25 protein-coding genes are annotated in these 26,102 nt (G+C 69.6%); 8 read left to right on the plus strand and 17 right to left on the minus strand.

All coding sequences use genetic code 11. From position 1 onward, the window contains the following. Positions 1 to 121: 121 nt before the first annotated feature. From murD to J2X58_RS10495, 3 genes are read right to left on the minus strand one after another with little or no spacing between them, the layout of a single operon-like run. A complete protein-coding gene (gene murD, locus J2X58_RS10485; RefSeq protein ID WP_310048082.1) occupies positions 122 to 1,474 on the minus strand; it encodes a UDP-N-acetylmuramoyl-L-alanine--D-glutamate ligase in 1,353 nt (450 codons plus the stop codon). Beyond that, positions 1,461 to 2,810 (minus strand): UDP-N-acetyl-alpha-D-muramoyl-L-alanyl-L-glutamate epimerase, encoded by a 1,350-nt coding sequence (gene murL / locus J2X58_RS10490; RefSeq protein ID WP_310048083.1) that lies wholly within the window; start codon positions 2,808 to 2,810, stop codon positions 1,461 to 1,463. Before murL ends, murD begins: the two co-directional genes overlap by 14 nt. Beyond that, positions 2,807 to 5,419, minus strand: a complete 2,613-nt coding sequence (locus J2X58_RS10495; protein WP_310048084.1) for a bifunctional aspartate kinase/diaminopimelate decarboxylase — start codon at positions 5,417 to 5,419, stop codon at positions 2,807 to 2,809. Before J2X58_RS10495 ends, murL begins: the two co-directional genes overlap by 4 nt. 377 nt (positions 5,420 to 5,796) lie before the next feature. On the opposite strand from J2X58_RS10495, the gene J2X58_RS10500 reads away from it, so the two are divergent. The 5 genes from J2X58_RS10500 (at position 5,797) to phaZ (ending at position 12,141) form a co-directional block, all read left to right on the plus strand. After that, on the plus strand, positions 5,797 to 7,110 hold the full coding sequence (locus tag J2X58_RS10500; RefSeq protein ID WP_090056981.1) for an amino acid permease: 1,314 nt from the start codon (positions 5,797 to 5,799) through the stop codon (positions 7,108 to 7,110). 47 nt (positions 7,111 to 7,157) lie between these two features. Further along, the gene (locus J2X58_RS10505) at positions 7,158 to 7,709 is read left to right on the plus strand and encodes a (2Fe-2S)-binding protein (RefSeq protein WP_090056979.1); all 552 of its coding nucleotides are present in this window, start codon (positions 7,158 to 7,160) and stop codon (positions 7,707 to 7,709) included. Then, positions 7,706 to 9,982, plus strand: a complete 2,277-nt coding sequence (locus J2X58_RS10510) for a molybdopterin cofactor-binding domain-containing protein (protein WP_310048086.1) — start codon at positions 7,706 to 7,708, stop codon at positions 9,980 to 9,982. The genes J2X58_RS10505 and J2X58_RS10510 overlap by 4 nt, the downstream gene beginning before the upstream one ends. Before the next feature lie 26 nt (positions 9,983 to 10,008). Next, positions 10,009 to 10,773, plus strand: a complete 765-nt coding sequence (locus tag J2X58_RS10515) for a methyltransferase domain-containing protein (RefSeq protein WP_310048088.1) — start codon at positions 10,009 to 10,011, stop codon at positions 10,771 to 10,773. 84 nt (positions 10,774 to 10,857) lie between these two features. Continuing rightward, positions 10,858 to 12,141, plus strand: a complete 1,284-nt coding sequence (phaZ, locus tag J2X58_RS10520; protein ID WP_090056972.1) for a polyhydroxyalkanoate depolymerase — start codon at positions 10,858 to 10,860, stop codon at positions 12,139 to 12,141. A 6-nt stretch (positions 12,142 to 12,147) separates the two neighbouring features. Here phaZ and J2X58_RS10525 read toward each other — a convergent pair whose 3' ends face one another. Together J2X58_RS10525 and J2X58_RS10530 are read right to left on the minus strand one after the other, a co-directional pair. Next, positions 12,148 to 13,251 (minus strand): SLC13 family permease, encoded by a 1,104-nt coding sequence (locus tag J2X58_RS10525; RefSeq protein ID WP_310048089.1) that lies wholly within the window; start codon positions 13,249 to 13,251, stop codon positions 12,148 to 12,150. A gap of 73 nt (positions 13,252 to 13,324) precedes the next feature. After that, positions 13,325 to 14,095, minus strand: coding sequence for a hypothetical protein (locus J2X58_RS10530; protein ID WP_310048090.1), 771 nt, complete (start codon positions 14,093 to 14,095; stop codon positions 13,325 to 13,327). A 167-nt stretch (positions 14,096 to 14,262) separates the two neighbouring features. Between J2X58_RS10530 and J2X58_RS10535 the strand changes: the two genes are divergently transcribed. Then, on the plus strand, positions 14,263 to 14,793 hold the full coding sequence (locus J2X58_RS10535) for a hypothetical protein (protein ID WP_310048091.1): 531 nt from the start codon (positions 14,263 to 14,265) through the stop codon (positions 14,791 to 14,793). 80 nt (positions 14,794 to 14,873) lie between these two features. Here the strand turns inward: J2X58_RS10535 and mazG are convergent, their stop codons facing one another. From mazG to gspN, 5 genes are read right to left on the minus strand one after another with little or no spacing between them, the layout of a single operon-like run. Next, positions 14,874 to 15,665 carry a nucleoside triphosphate pyrophosphohydrolase gene (gene mazG / locus J2X58_RS10540; protein WP_255364587.1) on the minus strand — a complete coding sequence of 264 codons (792 nt, stop codon included), beginning with the start codon at positions 15,663 to 15,665 and terminating at the stop codon, positions 14,874 to 14,876. Then, the gene (gene cysQ / locus J2X58_RS10545; RefSeq protein ID WP_310048093.1) at positions 15,662 to 16,480 is read right to left on the minus strand and encodes a 3'(2'),5'-bisphosphate nucleotidase CysQ; all 819 of its coding nucleotides are present in this window, start codon (positions 16,478 to 16,480) and stop codon (positions 15,662 to 15,664) included. Before cysQ ends, mazG begins: the two co-directional genes overlap by 4 nt. Further along, the gene (gene nudE, locus J2X58_RS10550) at positions 16,477 to 17,034 is read right to left on the minus strand and encodes an ADP compounds hydrolase NudE (protein ID WP_090056962.1); all 558 of its coding nucleotides are present in this window, start codon (positions 17,032 to 17,034) and stop codon (positions 16,477 to 16,479) included. Before nudE ends, cysQ begins: the two co-directional genes overlap by 4 nt. Next, complete coding sequence (locus J2X58_RS10555) at positions 17,031 to 17,819, minus strand: inositol monophosphatase family protein (protein WP_310048096.1); 789 nt, start codon at positions 17,817 to 17,819, stop codon at positions 17,031 to 17,033. The genes nudE and J2X58_RS10555 overlap by 4 nt, the downstream gene beginning before the upstream one ends. After that, the gene (gene gspN, locus J2X58_RS10560) at positions 17,816 to 18,589 is read right to left on the minus strand and encodes a type II secretion system protein N (RefSeq protein ID WP_090180130.1); all 774 of its coding nucleotides are present in this window, start codon (positions 18,587 to 18,589) and stop codon (positions 17,816 to 17,818) included. Before gspN ends, J2X58_RS10555 begins: the two co-directional genes overlap by 4 nt. A gap of 56 nt (positions 18,590 to 18,645) precedes the next feature. Here gspN and J2X58_RS10565 point away from each other — a divergent pair, with 56 nt between their 5' ends. Continuing rightward, positions 18,646 to 20,016, plus strand: coding sequence for an adenosylmethionine--8-amino-7-oxononanoate transaminase (locus J2X58_RS10565; RefSeq protein WP_310048098.1), 1,371 nt, complete (start codon positions 18,646 to 18,648; stop codon positions 20,014 to 20,016). Here J2X58_RS10565 and J2X58_RS10570 read toward each other — a convergent pair. Beyond that, positions 20,013 to 20,639, minus strand: a complete 627-nt coding sequence (locus tag J2X58_RS10570) for a 2-hydroxychromene-2-carboxylate isomerase (protein ID WP_310048099.1) — start codon at positions 20,637 to 20,639, stop codon at positions 20,013 to 20,015. The two genes, J2X58_RS10565 and J2X58_RS10570, sit on opposite strands and share 4 nt — an antisense overlap. 84 nt (positions 20,640 to 20,723) lie before the next feature. On the opposite strand from J2X58_RS10570, the gene J2X58_RS10575 reads away from it, so the two are divergent. Beyond that, the gene (locus J2X58_RS10575; protein ID WP_310048101.1) at positions 20,724 to 21,458 is read left to right on the plus strand and encodes a 16S rRNA (uracil(1498)-N(3))-methyltransferase; all 735 of its coding nucleotides are present in this window, start codon (positions 20,724 to 20,726) and stop codon (positions 21,456 to 21,458) included. A gap of 202 nt (positions 21,459 to 21,660) precedes the next feature. On the opposite strand, the gene J2X58_RS10580 is transcribed toward J2X58_RS10575, so the two are convergent. From J2X58_RS10580 to ldcA, 6 genes are read right to left on the minus strand one after another with little or no spacing between them, the layout of a single operon-like run. Further along, positions 21,661 to 22,629, minus strand: a complete 969-nt coding sequence (locus J2X58_RS10580) for an aldo/keto reductase (protein WP_310048102.1) — start codon at positions 22,627 to 22,629, stop codon at positions 21,661 to 21,663. Positions 22,630 to 22,640: 11 nt separating this feature from the next. Further along, entirely contained in the window at positions 22,641 to 23,141 is a 501-nt protein-coding gene (locus J2X58_RS10585) for a phosphatidylglycerophosphatase A (protein WP_310048103.1), read from the minus strand. After that, entirely contained in the window at positions 23,138 to 24,091 is a 954-nt protein-coding gene (gene thiL / locus J2X58_RS10590) for a thiamine-phosphate kinase (protein WP_310048104.1), read from the minus strand. The genes J2X58_RS10585 and thiL overlap by 4 nt, the downstream gene beginning before the upstream one ends. A 46-nt stretch (positions 24,092 to 24,137) precedes the next feature. Next, on the minus strand, positions 24,138 to 24,587 hold the full coding sequence (nusB, locus tag J2X58_RS10595; RefSeq protein ID WP_090056944.1) for a transcription antitermination factor NusB: 450 nt from the start codon (positions 24,585 to 24,587) through the stop codon (positions 24,138 to 24,140). Continuing rightward, entirely contained in the window at positions 24,584 to 25,051 is a 468-nt protein-coding gene (gene ribE / locus J2X58_RS10600; protein WP_310048105.1) for a 6,7-dimethyl-8-ribityllumazine synthase, read from the minus strand. Before ribE ends, nusB begins: the two co-directional genes overlap by 4 nt. A 45-nt stretch (positions 25,052 to 25,096) precedes the next feature. Then, positions 25,097 to 26,029: a muramoyltetrapeptide carboxypeptidase gene (gene ldcA, locus J2X58_RS10605; RefSeq protein ID WP_310048106.1), complete on the minus strand. Its 933-nt coding sequence runs from the start codon at positions 26,027 to 26,029 to the stop codon at positions 25,097 to 25,099. Positions 26,030 to 26,102: the final 73 nt, after the last annotated feature.

The raw sequence follows: 26,102 nt of genomic DNA on the forward strand, positions 1-26,102 counted from the left end.
GGTTGCCCGCTGCCGCGGGATCGCCGATGCGATCGGCTCCCACCAGACTGGGGCGAGGTTGCCCGCTGCCGCGGGATCGCCGATACGATCGGCTCCCAACAGACTGGGGCGAGGCCTATATTTACTCGACGCCCAGTCCGCGGATGCCTGCTGCATGGGCTTCGAAGCCCGCGAGCTCCGCGAAGCGCTTGCCGCGCTCGGCGTAATCGCGGAACTGGTCGAAGCTCGGGGCGCCCGGCGAAAGCACGACGCAGCCGTCGCCGGCCAGCGCCCGGCGTGCCGTATTCACGGCTTCCGCGAGATCGTTCACGCGGTGGACTCGGCCGATGCCCGCGGCATCGAGCGCGTCGGCGATGCGGCCGCCGTTCGCGCCCTGGCACACGATCGCCGCTGGCGCGTGCACGCGCATCGCCTCGACGAAGGGTGTCCAGTCGAGGCCGCGGTCGTGACCGCCGACGATCAGGGCGACGCGTTTCGCGCCGACGCTTTCCAGCGCGGCGAGGCTGGCCAGCGGCGTGGTGCTGATCGAGTCGTTGATCCATGCCACGCCATCGCGTGTGCCGAGCGGCTGCAGGCGATGCGGCAGGGGCACGAAGGTGGACAGCGCGGGAGCCGCCGCGCGTGCGTCGAACCCCATGATCTCGAGCGCGGCGAGCGCCGCGCATGCGTTGGTCGCGTTGTGCAGACCGGGAGCCGACACGCGATGCGCGTCGATGATCCGCTCGTCGCCCCGCTGGATCCAGCCGTCGTGCACGTGCCAGCCGGAGGCATCGCCGAAGGTATGCAGACCCGGATGCCGCTCGGCGCGCGCCAGCAGATGCGGCTGCCCGGCGTTGACCAGCACGCGCGCGCTCGCCGCCAGGAGCTTGAGCTTGTCGTCGACGTAACGCTCGCGCGAGCCGTGCCAGTCGAGATGTTCTTCGTACAGGCTCGTCACCACGCCGAGATCGACGCCGAAGGCCTCGCCGGTCTGGAAGCTCGACAGTTCGATGACCCACAGATCGGCGTGCGACTCGTCGAGTTCGAGGAGCGGCATGCCGATGTTGCCGGCGAGCGCCGTGCGGACGCCCAGCGAACGCGCAAGATGCGCGATCAGCGCCGAGGTCGTGCTCTTGCCCTTGGTGCCCGTCACCGCGATGGTGCGCGCGTCCTCGTGACCCGAGAACCAGAGCGCGCTGCCCGAGGTGAAGCGCGTGCCGCGCTCCTTCGCCGCGAGCAGTTCGGGCTTGTACGCCGAGATGCCCGGCGACTTCACGACGATGTCGTAGCTCGCCAGCGCGTCGGCGTCGGGCGCGACCTCGTGCACCAGGACATCGGGAAACGCCGTGCGCGCCGCACCGGCCTCGTCGGCGGCGCAATACAGGTCGACGCGCTGCCCCGGCAGCCGGCGAGCCAGCGCGTGCAACGCGGCGCGACCTTCGCGGCCGAAACCCCAGACGGCGATGCGCCGTCCTTCCAGATCAGCCCAGCGCATCCAGCGCTCCGCGCAACCGCTCCGGCACGAGGTGCGATGCGCCCGGGGTCAGCCACGGCTCGAGGGCCAGCTCGGCCTTGTCGAGTTGCGGCAGGATCTCGCGGCGGAAGCGCGCGACGAGCGCGTCCTCGCGCCACTCCGGGCGTTCGGCGAGCGCGGCGAGCGCGGCACGCGCTTCCGCGCCCTCGCCCACGCACTCGAACGGCTTGTGGTCCTTGTATTCCAGCAGCGCGTCGAACGCGCCGGCCAGCGCCTCGTCGTCGAGCAGGTTGCGCCCGAAGATCGACACGAGCCGCGGCTTGGCCATGAACGGCGCGAGCGCGAGGAACACGAAGTGGCATTTCGGACACTGCCCGCACCAGCGATCCGCGGGCTTGGGCCCAAGGATGCGGAAGTTGCGGTTGCAGCTGGAGAACACGTTGAAATAATCGCCGCCCAGGCGCGCGAACGCGCTGGTCACCGCCAGCTCGGACCACGGCCGCAGCAGCGAGCAGTAATCGAGATCCGCGGCCACGTGCGAATGCAGGTAGTCGTGCAGGGTCTTCTCGAAACCGAAGCCCTTGCTCCACTGGTGGTTCACCTGCTGGCCTTCGTATTCCAGCGTGGCGACCGACGCCGAGCGCTCGTTCGCGAACACGATCGAATCGTAGCCGTAGAGGATCGCCGCCAGCGCGAGGATCGCCGAGTTGATCGCCGTGACCGGAATGTGGCCGTTCCACGCGCCGAGCCGGTTCAGTTCGAACAGGCCCGGTGCGAGTTCGCGCGAGATGTTGAGCGTCGACAGTCCGGTGCGCGCCGCGCACTCCGCGATCAGGGGCGAATTGCCGACCCAGACGGCGGTCGCGTCGGCGCCGATCGACTTCACCGCCTCGACCGCGACCACGGAATCCTTGCCGCCACCGATGGGCAGCAGCGAACGCTTCGGCAGGCCGATGGCCGGCGGCGGCGCCGGGCGCGGCGCGGAGAACGGAAAGCGGATGCGGCCGCGCAGGTCCAGGCCGTTGCGATAGGCGAACTCGGCGAGGCCGTGGAGGTAGAGCGCGTCGGCCAGCGTCGCGCTCTCCTCGTCGAGCGGCTCGCCTTCGACGACGATCGTCTCCGGGATGCCCGCCTTGTAGTAGCTGACACCGGCGACGAGGTGCAGCAGGCGCAGCGCCGCCGCGAAGGCGGCCTCGCGACCGGCGGGCACCGCGGGCGCGCCGGGGAACGTGATGCGCTCGACCAGCTCGGCACCGTCGTCGAACGCGTAAGCGAGTTCGGCGACGCCATCGGCGTACGCATGGCGAACGAACCGGAACGTGCGGCTCTGGCGCGGATCGGAAAGCGGGGACGTCACGGCAGCAGCACCTCGTCGGCCTCGTCGCGCAGGTTGTAGCGCGACGACATCACGGCGCCGTACGCACCACCCTGGGCGATCAGGACCACATCATCCTCCTTCGACTCGGGCAGGCGTCTGTCGGAACCGAGGATATCCCCTGACTCGCAGATCGGGCCGACCACCTGGTACATGGTGGTCGCCGGCTCGTCGAGGCGGGAGAGGTTCGCGATCTCGTGCCACGCGTCGTAGAGCGCCGGACGGATCAGGCTGTTCATGCCCGTGTCGAGACCGAGGTAGCGCACGTTGACGCCCTTCTCCTTCTCCTGCGTGACCTTCGCCAGCAGCACGCCGGCATCGGCCACGAGGTAACGACCCGGCTCCATCCACAGCTGGAACTGCGGGTAGGCCTGGCGCACCGCGGTGAGCACGCGGTCGAGCGCCGCCATGTCGAGGGCGGACTCGCCGGGATGCGAGGGCACGCCGAGGCCGCCGCCGATGTTCAGCACCGTGATCGTGCCGATGCGCTCGGCCAGCGCCGCCAGCTGCGAGTACACCTCGCCCCAGTGCGCATGGTCGAGGATGCCGGACCCCAGATGGGCGTGCAGGCCGATGACCTTCGCGCCCGCCGCGTCGGCGAGACGAAGGAAACGGTCCACGTGTTCGATGGGCACGCCGAACTTGCTGCCCGTGCCACCGGTCTTGACCTTGTCGTGGTGACCGAGGCCGCGACCGAGGTCGACGCGCAGCACGATCTCTCGGCCCGCGAACAGGTCGCCCCAGTGCTCGATGGGATGCATGGCGTCGATGGTGATCGTCGCGCGCGTCCGCAGCGCCGCCTCGAAATCGCGGCGCGCCGCGAAGTTCGGGGTGAACAGCAGCGGCACGTCGTCCGGCACGGCGGCGGAGACGGCCGCGAGTTCGCCCGGCGACACGCACTCGAACGCGAAGCCTTCTTCCGCCAGCACCTTGAGGATGCCCGGATGGGTGTTGGCCTTGACCGCGTAATGCGCGCGATCGACGGCCTTGAGCGACTTCACGCGGCGCGCCTGCGCGCGCACGGTCGGCAGGTGGTAGACGTAGCGCGGCGTGCGCTCGTCGGCCAGCGTCAGCAGCGTCGCCCGCGCGCCTTGCCACCAGGCCGCGCCCGGCGCGGCCGTCTCGCCGCTGCCGTACAGCGACTGCCACGACGGGCCGAAGACCATGCTGTCGTCGGTGCGCAACGCTCCAGCGCCGATGAGCAGTTCGTGCAAGCGCGGGAGCATGTCGTCGACCACGTCCTCGTCGACCACGAAGGTGAGGTTGAGGTTGTTGGACGACTGCGAGATCAGGTGCACGCGCAGCTGCCCGAACTCAGCGAGCACGCCCGAGAGCTTGTGCAGCATCGAGCGCATGCCGCGGCCCACCAGCGTGATGGCCGCGCAGGGCGCGATCACCTTCACGCGGCACACGCGCGCCAGGTCGGCGGCGAGCGCCGCGATGGCATCGGAATCGAGCAGGTTCTCGGTCGGATCGAGCGACACCGTGACGTTCGTCTCGGCGGAACCGATGAGGTCGACGGAAAGACCGTGGCGCTTGAACGCGTCGAACACGTCGGCGAGGAAGCCGACCTGCTGCCACATGCCCACCGACTCCATCGAGATCAGCGTGATGCCCTTGCGCGCGCTGATCGCCTTGATGCTCGGCGCGTGCTCGCGGACCTCCGGACCGATCGCGGTGCCCTCCAGCTCGGGCCGGTTGGTGTCCTTGATCAGCAGCGGCACGCGCGGTTCGCGCAGCGGCGAAAGGCAGCGCGGATGCAGCACCTTCGCGCCCGTGGAGGCGATTTCCTGGGCTTCCTCGTAGTCGAGACGCTGCAGGAGACGCGCACCGGCCACCTGGCGGGGATTCGCGCTGAACATGCCCGCGACGTCCGTCCAGATCTCCACGCGCGCGGCGGCGAGCAGCGCGCCGAAGTACGCGGCGGACGTATCGGACCCGCCGCGGCCCAGCAACACGGTGCGGCCGGCCTCGTCCTGCGCGATGAAGCCCTGGGTGATGAACACCTCGCCGCGCGACGCCAGCGCCGCGGACAGCGCGGCGTCGTGGTGCGGCTCGACCATCGCCGAGAGCAGTCGGGTACGTTCGTTCTGGTTGGGCAACGCCACCGAGTGCAGGCACTCGCGCGCGTCCACCCACGTGGTGGGCAGGCCGTGGGCCGAAAGGAACGCGGCACCCAGCGCGCTGGACATCAGCTCGCCGTGCGCCTGCACGCGAGCCTGCCAGGCCAGCTCGCCCAGTTCGGCGGCGCCGGACGCGGCCAGCTGCGCGAGGTCGGCCAGCCGCGCGCCCAACGTCTCCGGCATCGCCAGGGACATCTCGGCGAGCAGGGCGTGATGGCGATCGGCCAGTGCGGAGGCCGCGTCCGAGCGGCGTTTCGAATCCGTGTGCGTGCAAAGCTGTTTCAGGCCGTCGGTGATGCCGGACAGGGCCGAGACCACGATCAGCACGCGTGCGCCTTCGGCGCGGCGGCTGGCGGCCAGCTCGAGGATATTTCGCCAACGTGCGGCGGTGGCCACGGAGGTGCCGCCGAACTTCATGACGATCCAGGGCGCGTTGACGGGCAACGGCGCGTTTGCGATTTCGCTCACGGGACTCTTTGTGTCGTGGGAGGGAAGGAATCGGTGGGACGTATCCGCCGAAGTGTTGCGCCGCAACGGGAAAAAGGCAAACGAGCGGGGGGGTGGGAGATGGGAATTGGGGGCGCGACGAGCTGGGAGATGGGGGTTGGGAATTGGGGGCGTATTTCCGGCGTGCGCTCGAGGGGGTCGGAGACGTGTCGACGGGCGCGAGGCAGGCGCTGTGTTTCCAGTCCCCTCGGGCGAACGCCGGAATCGCGCCCCCAATTCCCACCTCCCAACTCCCATCCCCACCTCCCAACTCCCATCCCCCATCTCCCGCTCGTCGCCCCCTTCCCATCCCTCGCGCCGCACGCCATCCTCCACGCCTGCCCCAAACGAACGCTCGCATGGAAACCACCACTTACGCCCGACGCCTCACGCTCATGGACGCGGCCCTCATCGTCGTCGGCGGCATCATCGGCGGCGGCATCTTCCTCAATCCCGGCATCGCCGCGCAGCGCACCGACTCCGGACTGGTCCTGCTCGCCCTGTGGGTGGGCGGCGGCCTCCTGACGCTGATCGGCTGTCTGTGCTACGCCGAACTCGGCGCGCGGCGGCCGGAAGCGGGCGGCAGCTACGTGTACCTGCGCGAGGCGTTCGGCAAGCTCGCCGGCTTCCTTTTCGGCTGGACGATGCTGCTGGTGATCTACAGCGGCAGCGCGGCCGCGGTGGCGACGATCTTCGGCAGCTACGCGACCAACGTCTTCGGCCTGTCGCCCACGCTGGTCAAGCCGCTCGCGGTCGGCGCACTGGTGTTCGTCACCGGCCTGAACCTGTTCGGCATCCGCTTCGGCGCCCAGGTGCAGAACGTCTTCGCGATCCTGAAGCTGACGGCGATCGCGGTGCTCGTGGTCACGGGCCTCGCCTTCGCCGGGGCCGGCACCACCCAGGCGATGACGCCATCGCCGGAGCACGTGGCGGGAAGCCTCGCCGGAGCGCTCCTTCCGGTGCTCTTCGCCTTCTCGGGCTTCAGCTACCTCAACAACCTCGCCGGCGAGGTGCGCGACCCGCAGCGCACGCTGCCGCGCGCGCTGATCCTCGGCATGCTGGTGGTGATCGCCGCGTACGTCCTGACCAATTACGCGTACCTCGCCGTGCTCGGTCACGACGGCCTCGCCACGAGCCAGGCGCCGGCCGCCGACGTGATGAGCCGCGTGTTCGGCGGGGCGGGCGCGAAGCTCATCGCCATCGGCATCGCGATTTCGACGCTCGGCTTCTGCAACATCACGCTCGTCGCCGGCGCGCGCGTGCTCCAGGTGATGGGCGACGACGGCCTGTTCTTCGCCAGCGTCGCGAAGCTGCATCCGCGCTACCGCACTCCGAACATCGCGCTGATGGCGCTCTCCGTCTGGGCCATCGTCCTCGTGCTGGTCGCCAACTACGGCCAGCTTCTCGATTTCGCGACCTTCGGCGACTGGGCCGCGTACGCGGTCACCATCGCCACGCTTTTCTGGTATCGCCGCCATTCGGCCGGGCGCCCCGCGTTCGTCACTCCCGCCTACCCGCTGCTGCCGCTGACCTTCCTCGCCGTGGTGATCGCGGTGGTGGTCGCCTATGCCTGGGACAAGCCCGCGAGCGCGGCCGTCGTGTGCGCCGTGGTCCTCGCGGGACTCCCCGTCTACGCGGTGTGGCGACACCTGTTCAGTAAAGTCGCTCGCTGATCCCGGGCACGGATGCCACAATGACCCGGTTCAGCTGAGGAAAGCAGATGGCACAGCAAGGCCCGACGTCGCCCGTACCCGCCCCGACCCGCCAGGACGCCAGTCAGCCGGCGCCCAACGCGGTACGTGAAGGTATCGACCTGATCGTCAACGGCAAACGCTACCGGCACACCGGCGCGAAGGACATGCCGCTGCTGTGGTACCTGCGCGACGTCCTGCGCCTCACCGGCGCGAAATACGGTTGCGACCAGGGCGACTGCGGCTTCTGCACCGTCATCGTCGACGGCAAGGCGGTCGCCGCCTGCCAGACCAAGATGGAAAAACTGCCCGGCAAGCGCGTCACCACCGTCGAGGGCCTCGCCGCCGCCGACGGCACCCTGCACCCGGTGCAGCAGGCGTGGATCGACGAGGACGCCATCCTGTGCGGCTTCTGCCAGCCCGGCCAGATCATGGCCGCCGTCGACCTGCTCTCGCGCCAGAAGAACCCCTCGGACGCCGACATCGACCGGATCGGAAACCTGTGCCGCTGCGGCAGCTATGGCCGCATCCGCAAGGCAATCAAGCGCGCCGCCTCCGCCATGAAGGAACCGAAGGCATGAGCGGCGAGGTCCGTCTCTCGCGCCGCCGTTTCCTCAAGTACGCCGCCGGCACCGCCGGCGCGCTCGTCATCGGCGTCGGCACGGTCGGCGCGGTGGATCGTCCGCCGCCGCTCGGACTGCTCGGCGACGCGTGGTCCCAGGTGGGCCCCTACCTGCGCATCGCCGCGGACGGGCGCATCTACATCGGCGTGCGCGATCCCGACAACGGCGAGGGCACCGCTACTTCCCTGGCCCGCATCATCGCCGAGGAACTCGACGCCGACTGGTCGCAAGTGATCGTCGAACCGCTCGGCCTGGGCATCACGCCGGGCAATGGCCAGCCGAATTTCACCTACGGCCGCCAGCGCAGCGGCGACGCCACCAGCATCCCGGCCGCCTGGGCCGACCTGCGCCAGGCCGGCGCCCTCGGTCGCTGGCTCCTGCTGCAGGCCGCCGCGCGCCGGCTCGGCCTGCCGGCCGACCAGCTGCGTGGCGAAAACGGCTTCGCCATCACCGCCGACGGCCGCCGCCTTTCCTACGCCGACCTCGCGTCGACGGCCGCGACCATCGACGCGCCGTCCACGCCACCGCCGCTGAAGTCGTCCGATCGTTACCGCCTCGTCGGCCAGCCGGCCGGCGACGTCGACGCGCGTGCCGCCGTCACGGGCACGCTGCGCTACGCGTTCGACGAGACGATCGGCGACCCGGTGATCGCCGTGCTCGCGCGCTGCCCGTATCCCGGCGGCACGCTCGACGGCGCCGATCGCGAGGCCGCGAAGAAGATCCCGGGCGTCTACGACGTCATCGACATCACGCCGGAAGCGGGGCAACCGGCCGGACTCGCGGCGCAGGCCCCCGCCCTCGCGGTGCTGGCCCGCGACACCTGGTCCGCGCTGTCCGGACGCGCCGCGCTGAAGGCGACCTGGAAAGCCGGCGACGAGCCGGAACCCGCGACGTCCGCGCTCGAGCAGAAGGCACTCGAGGCGTTCGCCGACGAAGCGGTCGTGCCGAGCACCGTGCGCAATGACGGCGATGTCCTCGCCGCGCGCAAGAAAGCGGCCCGCGCGCTGGAAGCCACGTACTTCCAGCCGTGGATCGCGCATGCGACGGCGGAGACGCCCAACTGTGTGGTGCGCCTCGACCCCGACACCAGCGTGACCGTGATCGCCGCGACGCAGTCGCCGCGCCAGGTCTACGCGGTGGTGCAGCGGATGACCGGGTTCCGCCCGGAACAGATCGACATCCAGGTGCCGCGCGGCGGCGGCGGTTTCGGGCGCAGGCTCGAAGCCGACTACGTCGCGGAGGCCATGGCGATCGCGCTGGCGAAGAAGCCCGACGAGATCCGCAACCGCCCGGTGAAAGTACTCTGGACACGCGACGACGACCTGGCGCGCGACTACTACCGCCCGATGGCCGTGCACCGCCTCAACGCGTCGCTCGATCGCAAGAAGGCCATCGCGGGCTGGCACCAGCGCATGGCGAGCCCGTCGGCGCTCGCGGGGCGCGGCACGCCGGAAAACCGCCTGTGGCAGTCGGAGCTCGTCGCCGACGCCCTGCCCGCGGGGCTCGTGCCGAACTTCCGCAGCGACTGGTATCCGTTGCCGTCGAAGCTCCAGCGCGGCGAGTGGCGCGGTTCGCCGCACGTCACGCCGACGTTCGCCAGCGAGAGCTTCATCGACGAACTCGCGCACGCGGTGAAGGCCAACCCGCTCGACTTCCGCCTCGCGCTGCTCGGCGATCCACGCCAGCTACCCTACGGCGGCCGCGGCGGCCCGATCGATACGGCACGCATGGCCAACGTGCTGCGTCTCGCGGCAGACAAACTCGACTGGAGCCGCTGGCTGCGCAGCGAGAACGGCCTGGGCATCGCCTGCGCCTACGTGTTCGGCGCCTACGTGGCGCATGCCGTCGAGGTCGCGCCGACCAACGACGGCATCGACATCCGTCGGGTCGTGTGCGTCGCCGACGTGGGACGCGCGATCAATCCGCTGGGCCTCGAAGCCCAGCTACAGGGCGCCACCATGGATGCGCTGTCCACCGCCCTCAACCTCGCCATCACGGTGAAGGACGGTAAGGTGCAGCAGACCGGATTCCGCGACTACCCCATCGCCTCGACGGCGCCCCTGCCGTACGAGGTCGAGACGGTGATCGTGTCGTCCGCCGCGGATCCGTCCGGTGCGAGCGTCGTCGGTGTACCCTCGGCGGCTCCCGCGCTCGCCAACGCCGTGTTCCGCGCCACCGCGGTCCGCGTCCGCCGGCTTCCCCTGCTGCGCGAGCTGGCGCGACTGCGTTAGTCCGGCCCATCCACCCGAGGTATCGCATGACCATCGCATCGTTCACCTCGGAGAAGCCCGCGCCGCGGACCGACGCCGACCTCATCGGCAGCAACAAGCGCTTCTACGACGCGCTGTGGTCGGACGCGAAGCTGTTCTCGCCGGAGCGCTTCAACACCTGGCCGCTGGTGGCGGAGATCGCCGCGCAAACGTCGCGCCGGCTGGAGGTCGCGCCCGGCCTGCGTCCCCGCCTGCCCCTCCCCGGCACGCAGTTCGTCGATCTGAGCCTGCCCGCGCTCGCCGAACTCGGCCGGCACGGCGCGCGCGTCGCCAACGCGATGATCGGCGCCCTGCCGTTTCGCGACGCGTCGTTCGACTTCGTGTGCGCGTTCGACATCCTCGAACACGTCGTGGACGACGAAGGCGCGCTGGGCGAACTTTCCCGTGTCGCCGAACCGGATGCGCGGCTGCTGCTATCCGTGCCGCTGGACCCGAACGCCTGGACCGCCTTCGACGAATTCGTCGGGCACTACCGCCGGTACGAGCCGGAGGCGATCCGCGACCTGCTGGCCCGCCACGGGTTCGTCATCGAGCGCAGCGCCGTGTACGGCATGCAGCCGAAATCCTCCCGGCTGCTCGACCTCGGCCAGTATTTCCTCACGCACCAGCGGGCGCGCGCGATGTGGTGGTACAACCGGGTGTTCATGCCGCTCGGGGTCCGTTTCCAGAAGCCGTTGACCTTCACACCCGGCTTCGCGCCGGGCCCCGGGGTCGACGAGGTACTGCTGGTCTGCCGCAAGACCGGAACCTAAATCGAGCAAAAACAGGGGCTTTACACATGGCGCGGCGCAACTGGTTATGATGCGCCACCTTTCCCGTCCCCGGAAGCACGCGGCATGCTCTATCTGATGCACGAATGGCAACGCTCCATGCTCAGCCCGCTGTCGTACTGGGCCGAGGCCGGGGCGAAGATGTTCGGCGATATCGCCAGCCCTTTCGCCCGCGTCCCGGGTGCCGACCGAGCCGCCGCCGGCTACGAACTCATGTACCGGCTCGGCAAGGCGTACGAGAAGCCGGCCTTCGACATCCACAGCGTCCATGCGCACGGGCATGACGTCGCGATCGTCGAGCAGGTCTCCATGGCCAAGCCGTTCTGCACGCTGAAGCGCTTCAAGCGCTTCTCCGACGACCAGGCCACCGTCGACCGGATGAAGAACGACCCGGCCGTCCTCGTGGTGGCGCCGCTGTCCGGGCACCACTCCACGCTGCTGCGCGACACCGTCCGCACGCTGCTGCGCGACCACAAGGTGTACATCACCGACTGGGTCGACGCGCGCATGATTCCGCTGGACGAAGGCTCGTTCTCGCTCGCCGACTACGTGTCGTACATCGAGGAATTCATCCGCCACGTGGGCGCGCATCGCGCGCACGTGGTGTCGGTCTGCCAGCCGACCGTGCCGGTGCTCGCCGCCGTGTCGCTGATGGCGGCGCGCGGCGAGACCACGCCCGCCACGCTCACGCTGATGGGCGGCCCGATCGACACGCGCAAGAGCCCCACCAGCGTGGACAACCTCGCGACCACGCGCCCGCTGTCGTGGTTCCGCAACCAGCTGATCCACAAGGTGCCGTACCAGTATCCCGGCGCCGGCCGCGACGTGTATCCGGGCTTCCTGCAGCATGCGGGCTTCCTGGCGATGAATCCCAGCCGCCACGTGATGTCGCATTGGGATTTCTACGAGAACCTGCGCAAGGGCGACCTCGACGACGCCGAAGCGCATCGCAAGTTCTACGACGAGTACAACGCGGTGCTCGACATGCCCGCCGAGTACTACCTCGACACGATCGAAACCGTGTTCCAGGAACACCGCCTGCCCAAGGGCACGTGGGAAGTCCACGGCGAGCTGGTGCAGCCGGCGAAGATCAAGGACACCGCGCTCCTCACCATCGAAGGCGAGCTCGACGACATCTCGGGTCCGGGCCAGACCGAAGCGGCGCACGGCCTGTGCAAGGGCATCGCGAAGAAGCGTCGCAAGCACATCACGGTCGAAGGCGCCGGGCATTACGGCATCTTCAGCGGCCGCCGCTGGCGCGACATCGTCTACCCGGACGTGCGCGACTTCATCAAGGCGTACGACCGCGGCAACAGCAACACCGGCGCGCAGGGCACGCGCAAGGCCTGAGCGCTCCTACAGCAGGAGCCAGCCGACGAGCCCCATCACCGCGAAGAACGGCAGCGACCACAGGTGGAAGCTGCCATACGCCTTGCGCTCGCCGAGCAGCCGCAGGGCGATGAGGTTCGCGAGCGATCCCAGCAGAAGGCCGAAGCCGCCCACGTTCACGCCGAACGCGATCACGCGCCAGTCGTGCGAATACTCCGCGAGCAGGATCGCCGCGGGCACGTTGCTCACGGCCTGCGACGCCAGCGCACCGGTGGCGTAGAGGTGCGTCGCCTGGTCCAGCCCCAGGCCGGCCACGAACGAGCGCACGGCGTCGAGGCCCGCGAGCAGGCGCAGGTCGATGAACATGAGGACGAAGGTCAGCAGCAGGCCCCAGTCGATGCTGGCGACGACGCGCCGACGCAGCACGAGGAAGACGGCCAGCACGCCGGCCAGTCCCCAGCCCACGTGGCGCAGGTCCGCGAGCAGGATGAAGGGTATGTAGAGCACGGCGGCCGCGAGAAGCATGGTGCGATCCACGCCGTCGTCGGCGCGTTCGTGCACTTCAAGCGGCGACGACGGAAACGCCACCGCGGTCAGCGCCAGTAGCAACGCCAGCGCGATCCCGGACAGCGGGAGCATCGTCCAGACGAACGCGCCGAACCCGTTGTTCCACTGCTGCCAGAGGAACAGGTTCTGCGGATTGCCGATCGGCGTGAGCATCGAGCCGGCGTTCACCGCGAGCGCCTCGAAGACGACGAGCCGCGTCGCGGGCATGCGCGCGATACGGCACATGCTCAAGGTCAGCGGCACCATCACGAACAGCGCGACATCGTTCGTGAGCAGCATCGACAGCAGCGCCGTCGCGGCGACGAGGCCGAGCGCCGCGACGCGTCGCGTCGACGTGCGATCGATCAGCCAGCGGCCCGCGATGTCCAGCGCGCCGCTGCTTTCCACACCCTTGGTCAGCACGAGCAGGCCGGTCAGGGCGCCGATGGTCGGCCAGTCCACGAGGCCGGGCCACTCGCGCAGCCGGCCCGGCAACGCGATCGCGAAGACGATCGCGAGGCCGAGCAGCACGAGGAACAGAAGGTCGCGGCGCAGGTGACGCAGCGAATCGGGCAACCACGTCATCGAACGGATCCTGCCGGGGGATGGCGGATCATAGCGTCACGAGGATGCAGATTTCGTCGAACGGCGCGGCTCGTTAACGCTCCTTCGGAATGTCGACGCGGCCCGTCACGCCCTTCTGGTCGATGTCGCCGCTGCCCAGGCTGCGCACCGTGAAGTTGCCGCGCACGCCGTCGACGTCCACGTCGCCGGAGCCGACCGTGCCGACCTCGACGTTGCCCGTGACGTCGGCGAGCTTCGCCTCGCCCGACCCGACCGAACCGATGCGTACGTCGCCGTTGACGCGACGGGCGGCGAAATCGCCCGAGCCGATGGTATCGATCTGGACCGGGCCGGAACCCTCGAGCGTCATGTCGCCCGACCCGACCTTGCCGCGGAAGGAACCGGTGGTGTCGCGCGCCTCGAAGTCGCCCGATCCGACGCTGGCTTCCGCCAGCTGCACACCGCGGGCTTTCGCGTCGCCCGATCCCACGCGCACGTAGACGGGCATGTTCGCCGGCACGCTCGCCTCCACGCGGAGATTCGCGTAGTGGTCGCCGAAGCCGGACCAGCCGTTGTGCTTGTTCGTCAGTTCGACGATCAGCGCATCGCCCTCCTTGCTCTGCGTCACGACCAGATCGCCGAGCGCCTCCTGGTCGGACGCGCAGGCTTTGCCACGTACGGTGCCCTTGCCGGACGCCGCGCCACCGGTCACGTGCAGGTCGTTGCTGTTGACGGCGAAGCGGACCGAGCGGACGTCGCGCAGGTCCAGGTCGAGGTTGCGGTCGGCGGAAAACTGGCACGGCGGCTCGTCGGCCATGGCGACGGCGGGCAGCAGCAGGAGCGAAGCGAGAAGCAGAGAACGCATTGGGTGATCCCCTATCGTGGAAGGCGGTGTGCCGGTGATGGATGCCGCTACGCAGGAAAAGGTTGCAACCGCACGTCCTCACGAAGCTGAGCGGATGGCAACGGCGTCGTCAACCGCGTCCGGGCCGGCACGTTTTTCCCGGTGCAAGTCCAACCGGGAGACACCCTATGCAACGCAAGACCCTTCTCGCCAGTGCCGCTTTCCTCCTCCTCGCCGGCTCGGCCGCCTTCGCGTATGCGCAGGATGCCGCCCCGCAGGCCCCCGCCGCGCCGACGGCGCGCTCCAGCCAGCCGGCACCGCCGCAGCAGGGCCCGAAGTGGGGCCACGGCGACCGCGACCACGGTCGTGGCGACCACGGCGGCTGGGCCCGCCACGGCCGCGACGGCGAGCGCGGCGGCGTGATCGGCGATCTTCGCGCCCTGGAGCGCCTGTACGTGACGAGCGGCCGCAGCAAGGAACTGCCGGCGCTCTACAACGAGGTGCTGGCCAAGTCGCAGAACCCGAAGGTCCGCGACTATGCCTATCGCCACCTGGCACGCGCGCAGATGCAGCCGCAGAACGTCGACGCGGCGATCGCGACGATGCGCAAGAGCCTGGACGAGAGCCTCGCCCAGGATCAGAAGCGTCACCAGGAGATGGAAGCCTTCAGGCAGCGGATGCAGCAGCGCGCTTCGGCGGGCGGCACGTCCAGCAAGTAAGGCGTGACAGGAACGGGGCCTTCGGGCCCCGTTCTTTCATCCAGCCGACCGAACGGCGAGAGCCGATCGCATCGGCGATGTCACGCACCCTCGCGCTTCACGCGCACCCACAGCGCCTCCTGCGCTTCGAGCGAATACGACGACAGTTCGCGTCCTTCGGACGCCGCGATCGCCTCCATCGCGCGGAAGCGACGTTCGAACTTCGCATTGGCGCCGCGCAGCGCGCGCGATACGTCCACCTTCGCATGCCGCGCGAGATTCGCCGCGACGAAAAGGACGTCGCCGATCTCGTCCGCGAGGCGTTCCTCGTCGGCGCCGTGATCGAACTCGTGCCGCACTTCCTCGATCTCTTCGGCAATCTTGTCGAGCACCGGCCGGTGGTCCGGCCAGTCGAAACCGACGTTGGCCGCGCGCTTCTGCAGCTTCACCGCGCGCTGCCATTCCGGCAGGCCGCGCGAAATACCGGCCAGGGCGCTGGTATCTTCGCCGCCCTTCGCGGCGCGCTCCTCGGCTTTCAGGCGATCCCAGTCGCGCGAACGCGCCGCGTCGCTCTCGTGCGTGACGTCGCCGAACACGTGCGGATGGCGCCGCTCCATCTTGTCGCAGATCGCGGCCACGACGTCGCCGAACGCGAAATCGCCGGCCTCTTCCGCCATGCGCGCGTGGAACACCACCTGCAGCAGCAGGTCGCCGAGCTCGTCGCGCAGGTCGTGCATGTCGCCGCGATCGATGGCGTCGGCGACTTCGTACGCTTCCTCGATCGTATAGGGCGCGATGGTGGCGAAGGACTGGCGAACGTCCCACGGGCATCCGTTCACCGGATCGCGCAGACGGGCCATGATCGCGATCAGTTCCTCGACGTGGCGCGTCACGCGTCGTCCTCGGGATCGATGAGGCGCGCGGCCCAGTCCACCGTCGTGTCGCCGCAGGCGATGAATTCCGGATTGATGAGCGAATCGCGCGTGTTGTAACGGAACGGACGCCCCGCGAGATCCAGCACCGCGCCGCCGGCTTCTTCGAGCACGCACTGCGCCGCCGCGGTGTCCCATTCGGACGTCGCGCCGAGGCGCAGGTAGATGTCGGCCTCGCCGCGGGCGATCACGCAGAATTTCAGCGACGAGCCCAGCGCGAAGGTTTCATGCTCGCCGAGCCGGTCGAGCAGCGCCATCGTGCGACCCGTGCCGTAGGAACGGCTGCCCGTCACCATCAGCAGACCGTCGGCACGTCGCGTGGCGAGGCGCTCGCGTGGACCTTCGGGCATGCGCTGGCGCCAGGCGCCCGCGCCACGCGTGGCGGCGTACAGATCGCCGGTGACGGGTGCGAGCACCACGCCGAGCACGCTTCGGTGATCCTCGATGAGCGCGATGTTCACGGTGAATTCCCCGTTGCGCTTGACGAACTCGCGCGTGCCGTCGAGGGGATCCACCAGCCAGTGCCGGCGCCACGTGCGCCGCTCGGACCACGGCGCCGCGAGGGCTTCCTCGGAGATCACGGGAATGCCCGGCGCGAGGGCGTGCAGGCCTTCCTCGATGACCCGCTGGGCGGCGAGATCGGCGGCGGTGACCGGCGAATCGTCCTCCTTGCAGATCACCTCGAAGTCCTGCGCGTAGACGGCGAGGATCGCGTCGGCCGCACGGCGCGCGATCGCGCAGACGGGATCGAGCCACTGGTCGAGCGGCACGCTCACGCGGGGCGGTAGCGGCCGGCGAGATACTCGCGAGCCATGAACAGCGCCGCGATGGAGCGGCCTTCCGTGACGTCGTCGCGGGCGATCAGTTCGTGCAGGTTGTCGATGCGCCAGGGCACCACTTCGAGCTCTTCCGGCTCGTCCCCCTGCAGCCGCTCCGGGTAGAGATCCTCCGCCAGCACGACGTGCGCGAGATGGGTCATGTACGAGGGCGACATCGACAGCGTGCCGAGGATCTTCAGCTTGCGCGCGCCGTAGCCGACTTCTTCCTTCAGTTCGCGATCCGCGCCCTGCTCGGCCGTCTCGTCGCGGTCGAGGCGGCCTTTCGGCACGCCCAGCTCGTAGCGATCGACGCCCACGCCGTATTCGCGCACCAGCAGCACCGTTTCCGGGTCGCGCATCGCGACGATCAGCACCGCGCCGAACCCGCTGCCCTTCAGCCGCTGGTACGTGCGGCGCTCGCCGTTCGAGAACTCCAGGTCGACCTCTTCGGCCTTGCGGAGGGCACTGTCGGGCGCGTCGCGCGTCGCGAGGATCGTCGGTCGTTTGTTCATCGGTCGATTGTAGCGCCGGTCAGCCTCGCGAGCGCTTCCGCGTGGATGGCCGGGGTTCCGGCGAGCACGCTGCGCGATTCGAGGGTCGGTGCCCCGCCGTGGATGTCGGTGAAGACGCCGCCCGCCTCGCGCACGATGACCGCGAGCGCCGCCACGTCGAGGATGCTCACGTCGGATTCCACCACGAGGTCGAGGCCGCCGCGCGCCAGCAGGTGGTAGTGGCAGAAATCGCCGTAACCGCGAATGCGGTTGCTGTCGCGGATCATGGCGCCGAGCGCGTTCCAGCGCGCGTCGCCGGTCAGCGTTTTCACGTTGCCGGTGGAGATCGACGCGTCGCGCATCGCCGCCGTGGAGGCGACCTGGACGCGTTCGCCGTCGAAGTAGGCGCCGCGCCCCCGCACGGCCCACATGCGTTCGCCGTAAACCGGCGCCGACGACACGCCGAGCACGAGCTCGCCGCGATGCATCAGCGCGATCTGCGTGGAGAAGAACGGCGTCCTGCGCACGAAGCTCTTGGTGCCGTCGAGCGGATCGACCAGCCACAGGTACTCGCGCGAGGTATCGTCCGCGCCGTACTCCTCGCCGTAGATGCCCGCCTCGGGCAGAGCGGCGGAGAGGATGCCGCGGATCGCGAGTTCGGCTTCGCGGTCCGCGACGGTCACGGGCGTGTCGTCGCCCTTGACGATCACGTCCACGCCGGCGCGCCAGTAATGCAGGATGATCTCCGCGGCCGTACCGGCCGCGTCGCGCGCGGCGCCCAGCGCCTTGTCGAGAATGTCGGTCATGGCTCGATCCGGGGCGCGAGGCCCGCCTTGCGTTGCAGGTTGACGGAACCGTCCCGGGCCACGGGGCCGAAACGGGCGATCAGGCGCGTCAGCGCGCTGTCGGACACGCGGGGGACGAGCTTTCCTTCCATCCGCCAGCCGAGGGGCGACGCGGCGAGCACCGCGTCCACGGCCAGCGAGCCGGAGCCATCGTCGCCCACGGTGGCGCGCATGACGCCCGAGGCGACGTTCGCCTTCAGGGCGATGCCACCCAGCGTCACGTCCCCTTCGGGCGTGCGCACGGACGCCTTGCGCCACGCGACGTCCGCGTCCAGCGCGACCGGCCAGTTGCCCTGCAGCTCGGCGCGGGGCACACGCCCTTCGACCACACCCGCGGGCACCGTGCCGGCCGGCAACATGGCGCCGGCCACCGCCGCCGCGTCGAGGCGGAAATCGACGGCGGACCATGTCACGACGTCCGGTCCGGTGCGGTCGAGGTGGCCGTCGAACCGGCCGGCGCGGCCGTCAAGGTGAAGATCGAGGTGGATGCGGCCCAGGATCGCGTCACGCCCGAGACGCCAGGTCGCGGCACCGAGTTCCCGCCCGTCGGCCGTGGCCACGCGGCCCGCGCGGCCGTCCCACAGCGTACCGGAGAGGTCGCCCAGCACCAGGCCAGGCGCCTTGCGCGCCAGCAGCGGCACCGCGATCCCGGCCGGCAGGAACCAGTAGAAGACACCCGCGGCGGCCACGAGGAGCACGACGATCGCGGCGAACCAACGAAACCCTCTCAAACCATCACCTCACCTCTCGACTTGAGCACGGAAGAACGCGGGGCGATCATGGGCGGATGACCGATGCCCTTTTCACGTCCCCGGCGAGCGACGCCTTCGTCGCCCGCGACCTCTCCGTCCTCTGGCACCCGTGCACCCAGATGCACGACCACGAAACCCTGCCCATGGTACCCGTGGTGCGCGGCGAAGGGGCGTGGCTGGTGGGCGCCGACGGCAAGCGCTACCTCGACGCCGTGAGCTCGTGGTGGACGAACCTCTTCGGTCACGCCGAACCCCGGATCGGCGCGGCGCTCAAGGACCAGCTCGACCGCCTGGAGCACGTGATCTTCGCGGGGTTCACCCACGAGCCCGCCGTCGAACTCGCCGAGGAACTCGTGCGCATCACGCCGCCCGGCCTCGAGCGCGTGTTCCTCGCCGACAACGGCTCCGCGGCCATCGAGGTCGCGCTGAAGATGAGCTTCCATTACTGGCTCAATCGCGGCCATGGCGAGAAGACCCGCTTCATCGCGCTCACTGGCAGCTACCACGGCGAGACGCTGGGCGCGCTCTCCGTCAGCGACGTGGCGCTCTACCGCAAGACCTACGCTCCGCTGCTGCTCACGCCGGAACTCGCGCCCTCGCCGGACACGTACGAAGGCGAACCCGGCGAATCGCCGAGCGAGATCGCCGCGCGGCGCCTCGGCGAGATGCGCGCGATCCTGGAGCGCCACGCGCATGAGACCTGCGCCGTCATCGTCGAGCCGCTGGTGCAGTGCGCGGGCGGGATGCGCATGTACGACGCGTCGTATCTCACCGGCCTGCGCGCGCTCTGCGACGAGTTCGGCGTGCACTTCATCGCCGACGAGATCGCCGTGGGCTTCGGCCGCACGGGCACCCTGTTCGCATGCGAGCAGGCCGGCGTCTCGCCCGACTTCATGTGCCTGTCGAAGGGGCTCACGGGTGGATTCCTCCCGCTCTCGGCGGTCCTGACGACGCAGGATGTCTACCAGGCCTTCTACGCCGAATACGCAGCCGGCAAGGCATTCCTGCACTCGCACAGCTACACCGGCAACCCGCTCGCCTGCCGCGCGGCGACGGCGACGCTGAAGATCTTCCGCGACGACCCAGTGCTGGAGCGCAACCGCGCGCTCGCCGCGCACATGGCCGCGCGCATCGCGCCACTGGCGGATCATCCGCACGTCGGCGACGTGCGCCAGACGGGCATGATCGCCGCCATCGAGCTCGTCGCCGACAAGGCCGCGCGCACGCCGTTCCCCGCCGCGGACCGGCGCGGTCTTCGCGTCTACCGCCACGGCCTCGAGCACGGCGCGCTGCTACGTCCGCTCGGCAACATCGTCTATTTCATGCCGCCTTACGTCGTCACGGAGGACGAGATCGACTTCATGGTCGATACGGCGATCGCGGGCATCGCGAGAGCGGTGGCCTAGAGTCGGGAGAGTCCGACGGGTAGCGTGCCGAGGCGCGCCATCTCGCCCTCGTCGAACTGGCCGGGGTCGGCGAGGTAATCCAGCGCGAAGGCGTGCGCGTCGGCGCCCCAGAACAGCTCCTCGCCGATCGCAAGCGTCGGCACGCCGAACACCTGCTGGCGCATCGCGTGTTCGAAATTGGCCTGGAGCGCCGCCTTCACCTCGGGTGCCGACAGCGCCCCGCGCACATCGTCGATGCCGAGCGACGCCGCGAGGGGTGCGATCGCCTCCGGCGTGTCGGCCGCGCGGCCATGCGCCCAGATCCAGTCGAAGATCGCGCCGACGGCCCCGATGGTGGTACCCGCCGCGATCGCGAGACGCAGGGCCGGCAGCGGATTGAAGGGATGGGTCGGCGGAAACGTCAGCGGCATGCCCGCCTGCCGGGCACGCCAGTGCGCGTAGCGGTACGTGAATTCGCGCTTGCGCGGGATTTCGGCGGGGCCCCGGTGGTCCATCTGCTTCAGCAGCGCGCCGAAGAGGATCGGACGCAGCGATACCTCGTGCGTCGCGGCCAGCTCGCGGACCGAAGGCCATTGCAGCCACGCGAACGGCGATACGAAATCGAAGTACCAGACGATCGGCATGGGGGACTCCATCAGGCGCACCGCCCGACGATAACGGCCGCAGTCGCTGGCTACAATGCACGTTCCGTGACAGAAGGTTCCGCCATGCGCACCATCCGCATCCACGTCGACGCACCGCTCGCGAGCGGCGCGGACATCACCCTGCCCTCCCAGGCCGGCGAGCACGTCGCACGCGTGCTGCGGCTGGAAGCGGGCGCGCCGGTGGTGCTTTTCTCCGGGCACGATGGCATGGAATACGACGCCACGCTCGCCAGCGTCGGCAAGCGCGAGGTCGTGGCTTCGGTCGGCGTGGGTCGTGAAGTGACGAACGAGTCGCCCCTTCGCCTCACGCTCGCACAGGGCGTGGCGCGCGGCGAGAAGATGGACCTCATCGTGCAGAAGGCGACGGAGCTGGGCATCGCCCGGATCGTGCCCATCGTCACCGAGCGCTCGGAAGTGAAGCTCGACGCGGCGCGCGCGGAGAAACGCCTGATCCACTGGCGCGCCGTGGCCGCCAGCGCGTGCGAGCAGTCGGGACGCGCGACGGTACCGGTGGTGGAGCCGGCGCTCCCGCTGGCGACGTGGCTCAAATCGCTCGACGAGGGCGGCCCGATGCGCCTCGCCCTCCTCCCGGAAGGCACGACGCGCCCGTCGGAACTCGGAACCGTGGACGCCGCCATCCTCGCCATCGGCCCGGAAGGCGGTTTCGGCGAGCGCGACCGCTCGGCACTCGCCGCGTCCGGCTTCAACGGTCTTCGACTCGGACCACGCATCCTGCGCACCGAAACGGCCGGTCTCGCGGCGATCGCGGCGCTACAGGCGATCTACGGCGATATCTGACCGCCTGAGGTACACGGTGGACCAAGGAGAGGCACCGTCGCACCGGCGCACGCCGGTGCCCACGGCGGGGCAACCGATGGTGCGATCGCGCATGTGTGTGGACCGAGGACGTGGACCCCGGCGTTCGCCGGGGTGACGAGTGCTACCAAGGCACCGTCGCACCGGCGCACGCCGGTGTGCACGGCGAGGTGACGGGTCGCAATCAGCCCAACGCGGCGTCAATGCGCCGCATCGTGTCCGCGTCCAGCAGCGGCACGGCATCCAGCGCCTTGAGGTTTTCCGCCAGCTGGGCGGTGCGGCTCGCGCCGAGGATCACCGTGGAGACGTGCGGATTCTTCAGGCACCACGCGAGTGCGAGGCGGGCAAGGGGCATGCCGAGGTCGGCGGCGATAGGCGCCAGCGCCCGCACGGCCTTCAGGCGCGCGCCATCGTTTTCGAGCAACGCGTCGCGCAGCCACGCGTAATCCGGATGACCCAGCCGCGAATCGTCCGGCACGCCATCGTTGTACTTGCCGGTGAGCAGGCCCGAGGCCAGCGGCGACCAGATCGTGGTGCCCATGCCATAGGTTTCGTACAGGGACGCGTATTCGCGCTCGACGCGTTCGCGGTGCAGCAGGTTGTACTGCGGCTGTTCCATCGACGGCGCGATCAGGTTGCGCTCGCGCGCGACGCGGTGGGCTTCCTCGATCTGCTCGGCCGACCACTCGCTCGTGCCCCAGTACATCACCTTGCCCTGGCGCACGAGCGCGTCCATCGCCAGCACGGTCTCTTCGATCGGCGTCTCCGGATCCGCGCGATGGCAGAAATACATGTCGAGGTAATCGACACGCAGTCGCTGCAACGCCTGATGGCAGGCGTCGAACACATGCTTGCGCGACAGCCCCCGCTGCGTCGGCTTCGGATCGGTCGTCGCACCGAAGTACACCTTGCTGGAAACGCTGTAAGCTTCGCGCGGCAGGCGCAGGTCGGCGATCACGTCGCCCATCAGCCTCTCGGCGTCGCCGGCGTTGTACGTCTCGGCGTTGTCGAAAAAGTTCACGCCATGGTCGTAGGCCAGCGCGATCAGCTCGCGCGCTTCCGAGCGGCCCACCTGCCGACCGAACGTCACCCAGGCACCGTAGGACAGCGCGGAGACCTTGAGGCCGGTCGAACCGAGACGACGGTATTCCATGGCGGAAACTCCTAGGCGATGAAGTGGAGGATCAGGAACAGGACGACGGCGGCGAAGACGCCCGCGATGAGATCGTCGAGCATCACGCCGAAGCCGCCCTTCACGCGCCGGTCGAACCAGCCGATCGGCCAGGGCTTCCAGACGTCGAACAGGCGGAACAGCGCGAACCCGAAAACGACCGACCACCAGGGACCGTGCAACGCCGGCATCAGGGCGATCCACTGGCCGACGAATTCGTCCCAGACGAGGCTGCGGTGATCCGCGACGCCGAGGATCCGGCCCGCCGCGTCGCACGCCGCGACGCCGATGGCGAAGGCGACGACGATCACGCCCAGCCAGGCGATGACGGTGAGATCGCGCAGGAAGAGCCACGGCAGGATCGCGGCGAGGGAGCCGAACGTGCCCTGCGCCTTCGGCGTCAGACCCGATCCGAATCCCGTGGCGAGCCAGCCCTCGGGCGTCGCGAGCAGGCGGCGCCGATCCGCCGGATCGAGGACGTACTTCGTGCTCATGCGACGAAATGGTTCCAGCCGGCACGCGTGGGTTCGAACGCCGCGCCGTCGCCGTCCAGCACGCGCACGCCCGCTCCCTCGACGATGCGGCCGATGCGCGTCGCTCCGCAGCCGAGGCGGGCGAGCGTGGCACCGACCTCGCCCGCGCGATCCGCGGGGACAGTGAAGCACAACTCGTAGTCGTCGCCACCGCCCAGCGCGAAATCGAGCGCGTCGACGTCGGCGAAATGGGTAAGCAGGCCGGACGACCGCGGCAGCATCGGCGCGTCGATATCCGCGCCCACGCCGCTCGCGGCGCAGATGTGGCCGAGGTCGGCGACGAGGCCGTCCGAGATGTCGATGCAGGCGGTGGCGATGCCACGCAACGCCTGGCCCGCCGAGACGCGCGGCGTCGGCCGATTGAGGCGTTCGATCAGCGACGCATAGGGTGCCGGGTCGGCCTCGGCGAGGCAGCGCAGCCCCGCGGCGGCATCGCCGAGCGTGCCGGTGACCATGACGACGTCGCCCACGCGGGCACCCGAGCGCAGCAGCGCCTCGCCCGGTGCGCTGAAGCCGTGGACGGCCACCGTGACCGTCAGCGGGCCACGCGTGGTGTCGCCGCCGATGAGCGCCAGCCGATAGGGTGTCGCCAGTTCCGCGAAGCCGCGCGCGAGGCCGTCGAAGAACGCCTCGTCGCCATCGGGCGTCGACAGGGCGAGCAGCGCCCACGCGGGCGTGGCGCCCATCGCGGCGAGATCGGACAGATTCACGGCGAGCGCCTTCCAGCCGATATCGGCCGGGTCGGTGCCGTGCGGGAAATGCACGCCGGCGACGAGGGTGTCGACGGCGATCGCCAGTTCGCGGCCGGCCGGTACCGCGACCACCGCGGCGTCGTCACCGATGCCGGTGACGACGTCGTCGCGATGGACTTCGGTATGCCGGCGGATCCGGTCGATCAGGTCGAATTCCATGCGGTTTCCTTGGAGGAGAAAGCGCGCGGGAATCGCGACGCCGGGGTCAGGATCGCTTCTCGGCCGTACGCCAGTGCGTCGCGAGTTTGTCGAGCACGCCGTTCACATAGCTGTGGCCATGGTCGGCGCCGAAGCGCTTCGTGGCTTCGACCGCTTCGTTGATCACGACGCGGTATGGCACGTCCGGCCGGTATTTCAGCTCGTACGCGCCCATGCGCAGGGCGGAGAGCTCGATCGGATCGATCTGCGCGACTTCGCGGTCGACGAACGGCTTGATGCCGTCGTCGAGTTCCTTCACGTGCTTCTCGACGCCGCGCAGGATGTCCTCGAAGTACTCGAGATCGGCCACGACCATGTCCTGCTCGTGGCGGAACTGCTCGATCACGCTGCCCATCTTCGCGCCGCCGATCTGCCAGGCGTAGAGGGCCTGCAGGGCGCGGCGGCGGGCGCGCGAGCGCGCGGCGAGATCGATGCCGTGCGGAGGCGTGCTGGTCATTGGCCGAGCTTCGCGTAGAGGTTGGTCATCTCGATGGCGACCATCGCGGCGTCGGCACCCTTGTTGCCCGCCTTGGTGCCGGCACGCTCGATCGCCTGCTCGATGCTGTCGGTCGTCAGGACGCCGAAGCAGACCGGGACGCCCGAGGCGTAGGCGGCCTGGCCGAGGCCCTTGGCGGCTTCGCCGGCCACGTAGTCGAAATGCGGCGTCGAGCCACGAATGACGGCACCGAGGCCGATCACCGCGGCGTACTGGCCCGTGTTGGCGACCTTATAAGCGGCCTGCGCGATCTCCCACGCGCCCGGCACGCGGATCAGGTCGATCGCGTCGTCCTTCACGCCGTGGCGGACGAGCGCGTCGCGCGCGCCTTCGACCAGCGGTTCGACGACGAACGCGTTGAAACGGCCGGCCACGATGGCGAAACGGCCCTTGGGGGTGGCGAAATCGCCTTCGATGATCTTCATGTTCGGGGAATCCTGGGCGGAATGGTCGCCGCGCGACCGGGTATTTTACGAGGTTTTCGGCCGGGGGTGGCCGCTGAATCGGAGGGTCGCGCGACCGTCGGCGACCTGCAGGCGCCCGGCGACCCCGAACGGCAGGGTGAGCTTGGCCGGCCCGTGCCCGAACGGCAGACCGCGGATGACCGGGATGCCGGCCGCCGCGGCGATGCGCTCGAACACCGTGTCTAGGTCGTAGCCGTTGTCGTACTCGGCGACCCGATAACTGGTGAAGTCGCCCACCAGTAGCGCCTTCTGCGCGCCCAGCACGCCGGCGTGCAGCAGGTGGTAGAGCATGCGCTCCACCCGGTACGGCGGTTCGGCGATGTCCTCGACGAACAGCAGGCCGCCGTCGATGGCCGGAAAATACGGCGAGCCGACGAGGCCCGCGAGCATCGCGAGGTTGCCGCCCCAGAGCGTCCCTTCGGCCGCGAGGGTGCCCGCGCCCGGCGCTTCCCACTCGCCGACGGCCTCGTCGTCACGCAGCGTGCGCCACAGGTGTTCCCAGGTGAACGCGTCCAGTTCCGGGGCGCCGAAGTCGGGGCCGAGCATGGGGCCACCGTAGGTGACGATTCCCGCGCGCGCGAAGAGCGCGCACTGCAGCGCCGTGAAGTCGCTATGGCCGATCAGCGCGACGGGCGCCCCGCGCAGGCGCTGGCCCAGCGCGTCATAGTCGAGCAAGGGCAGCAGCGGATGGGCGCCGTACCCGCCGCGGATGGCCAGCACCACGTCCGGGAGCGGACGCCGCGGGTCGCCGAGGCCGTTGATATCCGCCGCCCGCTCGGCATCGGTGCCCGCGAAGCGGAGGTCGCGCCGTTCGAGGACCTCGACGCCGTCGACGCGGTGGCCCGCGGCCTCGAGTCGTTCGATGCCGCGCTGCATGGCTTCGGGGATGTGCGGATAGCCGGAGGGTGCGATGAGGCGAATGTCGTAGCGAAAGGCCATTGCGTGCTGAGCCGTGTTTCGATGGTCAAGGAATAAAGGCTGGGGACCAGGATGGCAACCCGAAGGTGCGCTG

Source organism: Luteibacter sp. 3190 (assembly GCF_031456385.1).
GTDB lineage: Bacteria > Pseudomonadota > Gammaproteobacteria > Xanthomonadales > Rhodanobacteraceae > Luteibacter.

Bases quoted from the DNA above. Each gene is read 5' to 3' on its own strand.
- J2X58_RS10515 (WP_310048088.1), top strand. From the start codon at position 10,009: ATGACCATCGCATCGTTCACCTCGGAGAAGCCCGCGCCGCGGACCGAC.
- J2X58_RS10505 (WP_090056979.1), top strand. From the start codon at position 7,158: ATGGCACAGCAAGGCCCGACGTCGCCCGTACCCGCCCCGACCCGCCAG.
- nudE (WP_090056962.1), bottom strand. From the start codon at position 17,034: ATGAACAAACGACCGACGATCCTCGCGACGCGCGACGCGCCCGACAGT.
- J2X58_RS10580 (WP_310048102.1), bottom strand. From the start codon at position 22,629: ATGGAATACCGTCGTCTCGGTTCGACCGGCCTCAAGGTCTCCGCGCTG.
- J2X58_RS10535 (WP_310048091.1), top strand. From the start codon at position 14,263: ATGCAACGCAAGACCCTTCTCGCCAGTGCCGCTTTCCTCCTCCTCGCC.
- J2X58_RS10585 (WP_310048103.1), bottom strand. From the start codon at position 23,141: ATGAGCACGAAGTACGTCCTCGATCCGGCGGATCGGCGCCGCCTGCTC.
- J2X58_RS10525 (WP_310048089.1), bottom strand. From the start codon at position 13,251: ATGACGTGGTTGCCCGATTCGCTGCGTCACCTGCGCCGCGACCTTCTG.
- J2X58_RS10570 (WP_310048099.1), bottom strand. From the start codon at position 20,639: ATGCCGATCGTCTGGTACTTCGATTTCGTATCGCCGTTCGCGTGGCTG.
- J2X58_RS10500 (WP_090056981.1), top strand. From the start codon at position 5,797: ATGGAAACCACCACTTACGCCCGACGCCTCACGCTCATGGACGCGGCC.
- murD (WP_310048082.1), bottom strand. From the start codon at position 1,474: ATGCGCTGGGCTGATCTGGAAGGACGGCGCATCGCCGTCTGGGGTTTC.
- phaZ (WP_090056972.1), top strand. From the start codon at position 10,858: ATGCTCTATCTGATGCACGAATGGCAACGCTCCATGCTCAGCCCGCTG.
- J2X58_RS10575 (WP_310048101.1), top strand. From the start codon at position 20,724: ATGCGCACCATCCGCATCCACGTCGACGCACCGCTCGCGAGCGGCGCG.
- J2X58_RS10530 (WP_310048090.1), bottom strand. From the start codon at position 14,095: ATGCGTTCTCTGCTTCTCGCTTCGCTCCTGCTGCTGCCCGCCGTCGCC.
- thiL (WP_310048104.1), bottom strand. From the start codon at position 24,091: ATGGAATTCGACCTGATCGACCGGATCCGCCGGCATACCGAAGTCCAT.
- ldcA (WP_310048106.1), bottom strand. From the start codon at position 26,029: ATGGCCTTTCGCTACGACATTCGCCTCATCGCACCCTCCGGCTATCCG.
- nusB (WP_090056944.1), bottom strand. From the start codon at position 24,587: ATGACCAGCACGCCTCCGCACGGCATCGATCTCGCCGCGCGCTCGCGC.
- J2X58_RS10510 (WP_310048086.1), top strand. From the start codon at position 7,706: ATGAGCGGCGAGGTCCGTCTCTCGCGCCGCCGTTTCCTCAAGTACGCC.
- J2X58_RS10565 (WP_310048098.1), top strand. From the start codon at position 18,646: ATGACCGATGCCCTTTTCACGTCCCCGGCGAGCGACGCCTTCGTCGCC.
- ribE (WP_310048105.1), bottom strand. From the start codon at position 25,051: ATGAAGATCATCGAAGGCGATTTCGCCACCCCCAAGGGCCGTTTCGCC.
- J2X58_RS10555 (WP_310048096.1), bottom strand. From the start codon at position 17,819: ATGACCGACATTCTCGACAAGGCGCTGGGCGCCGCGCGCGACGCGGCC.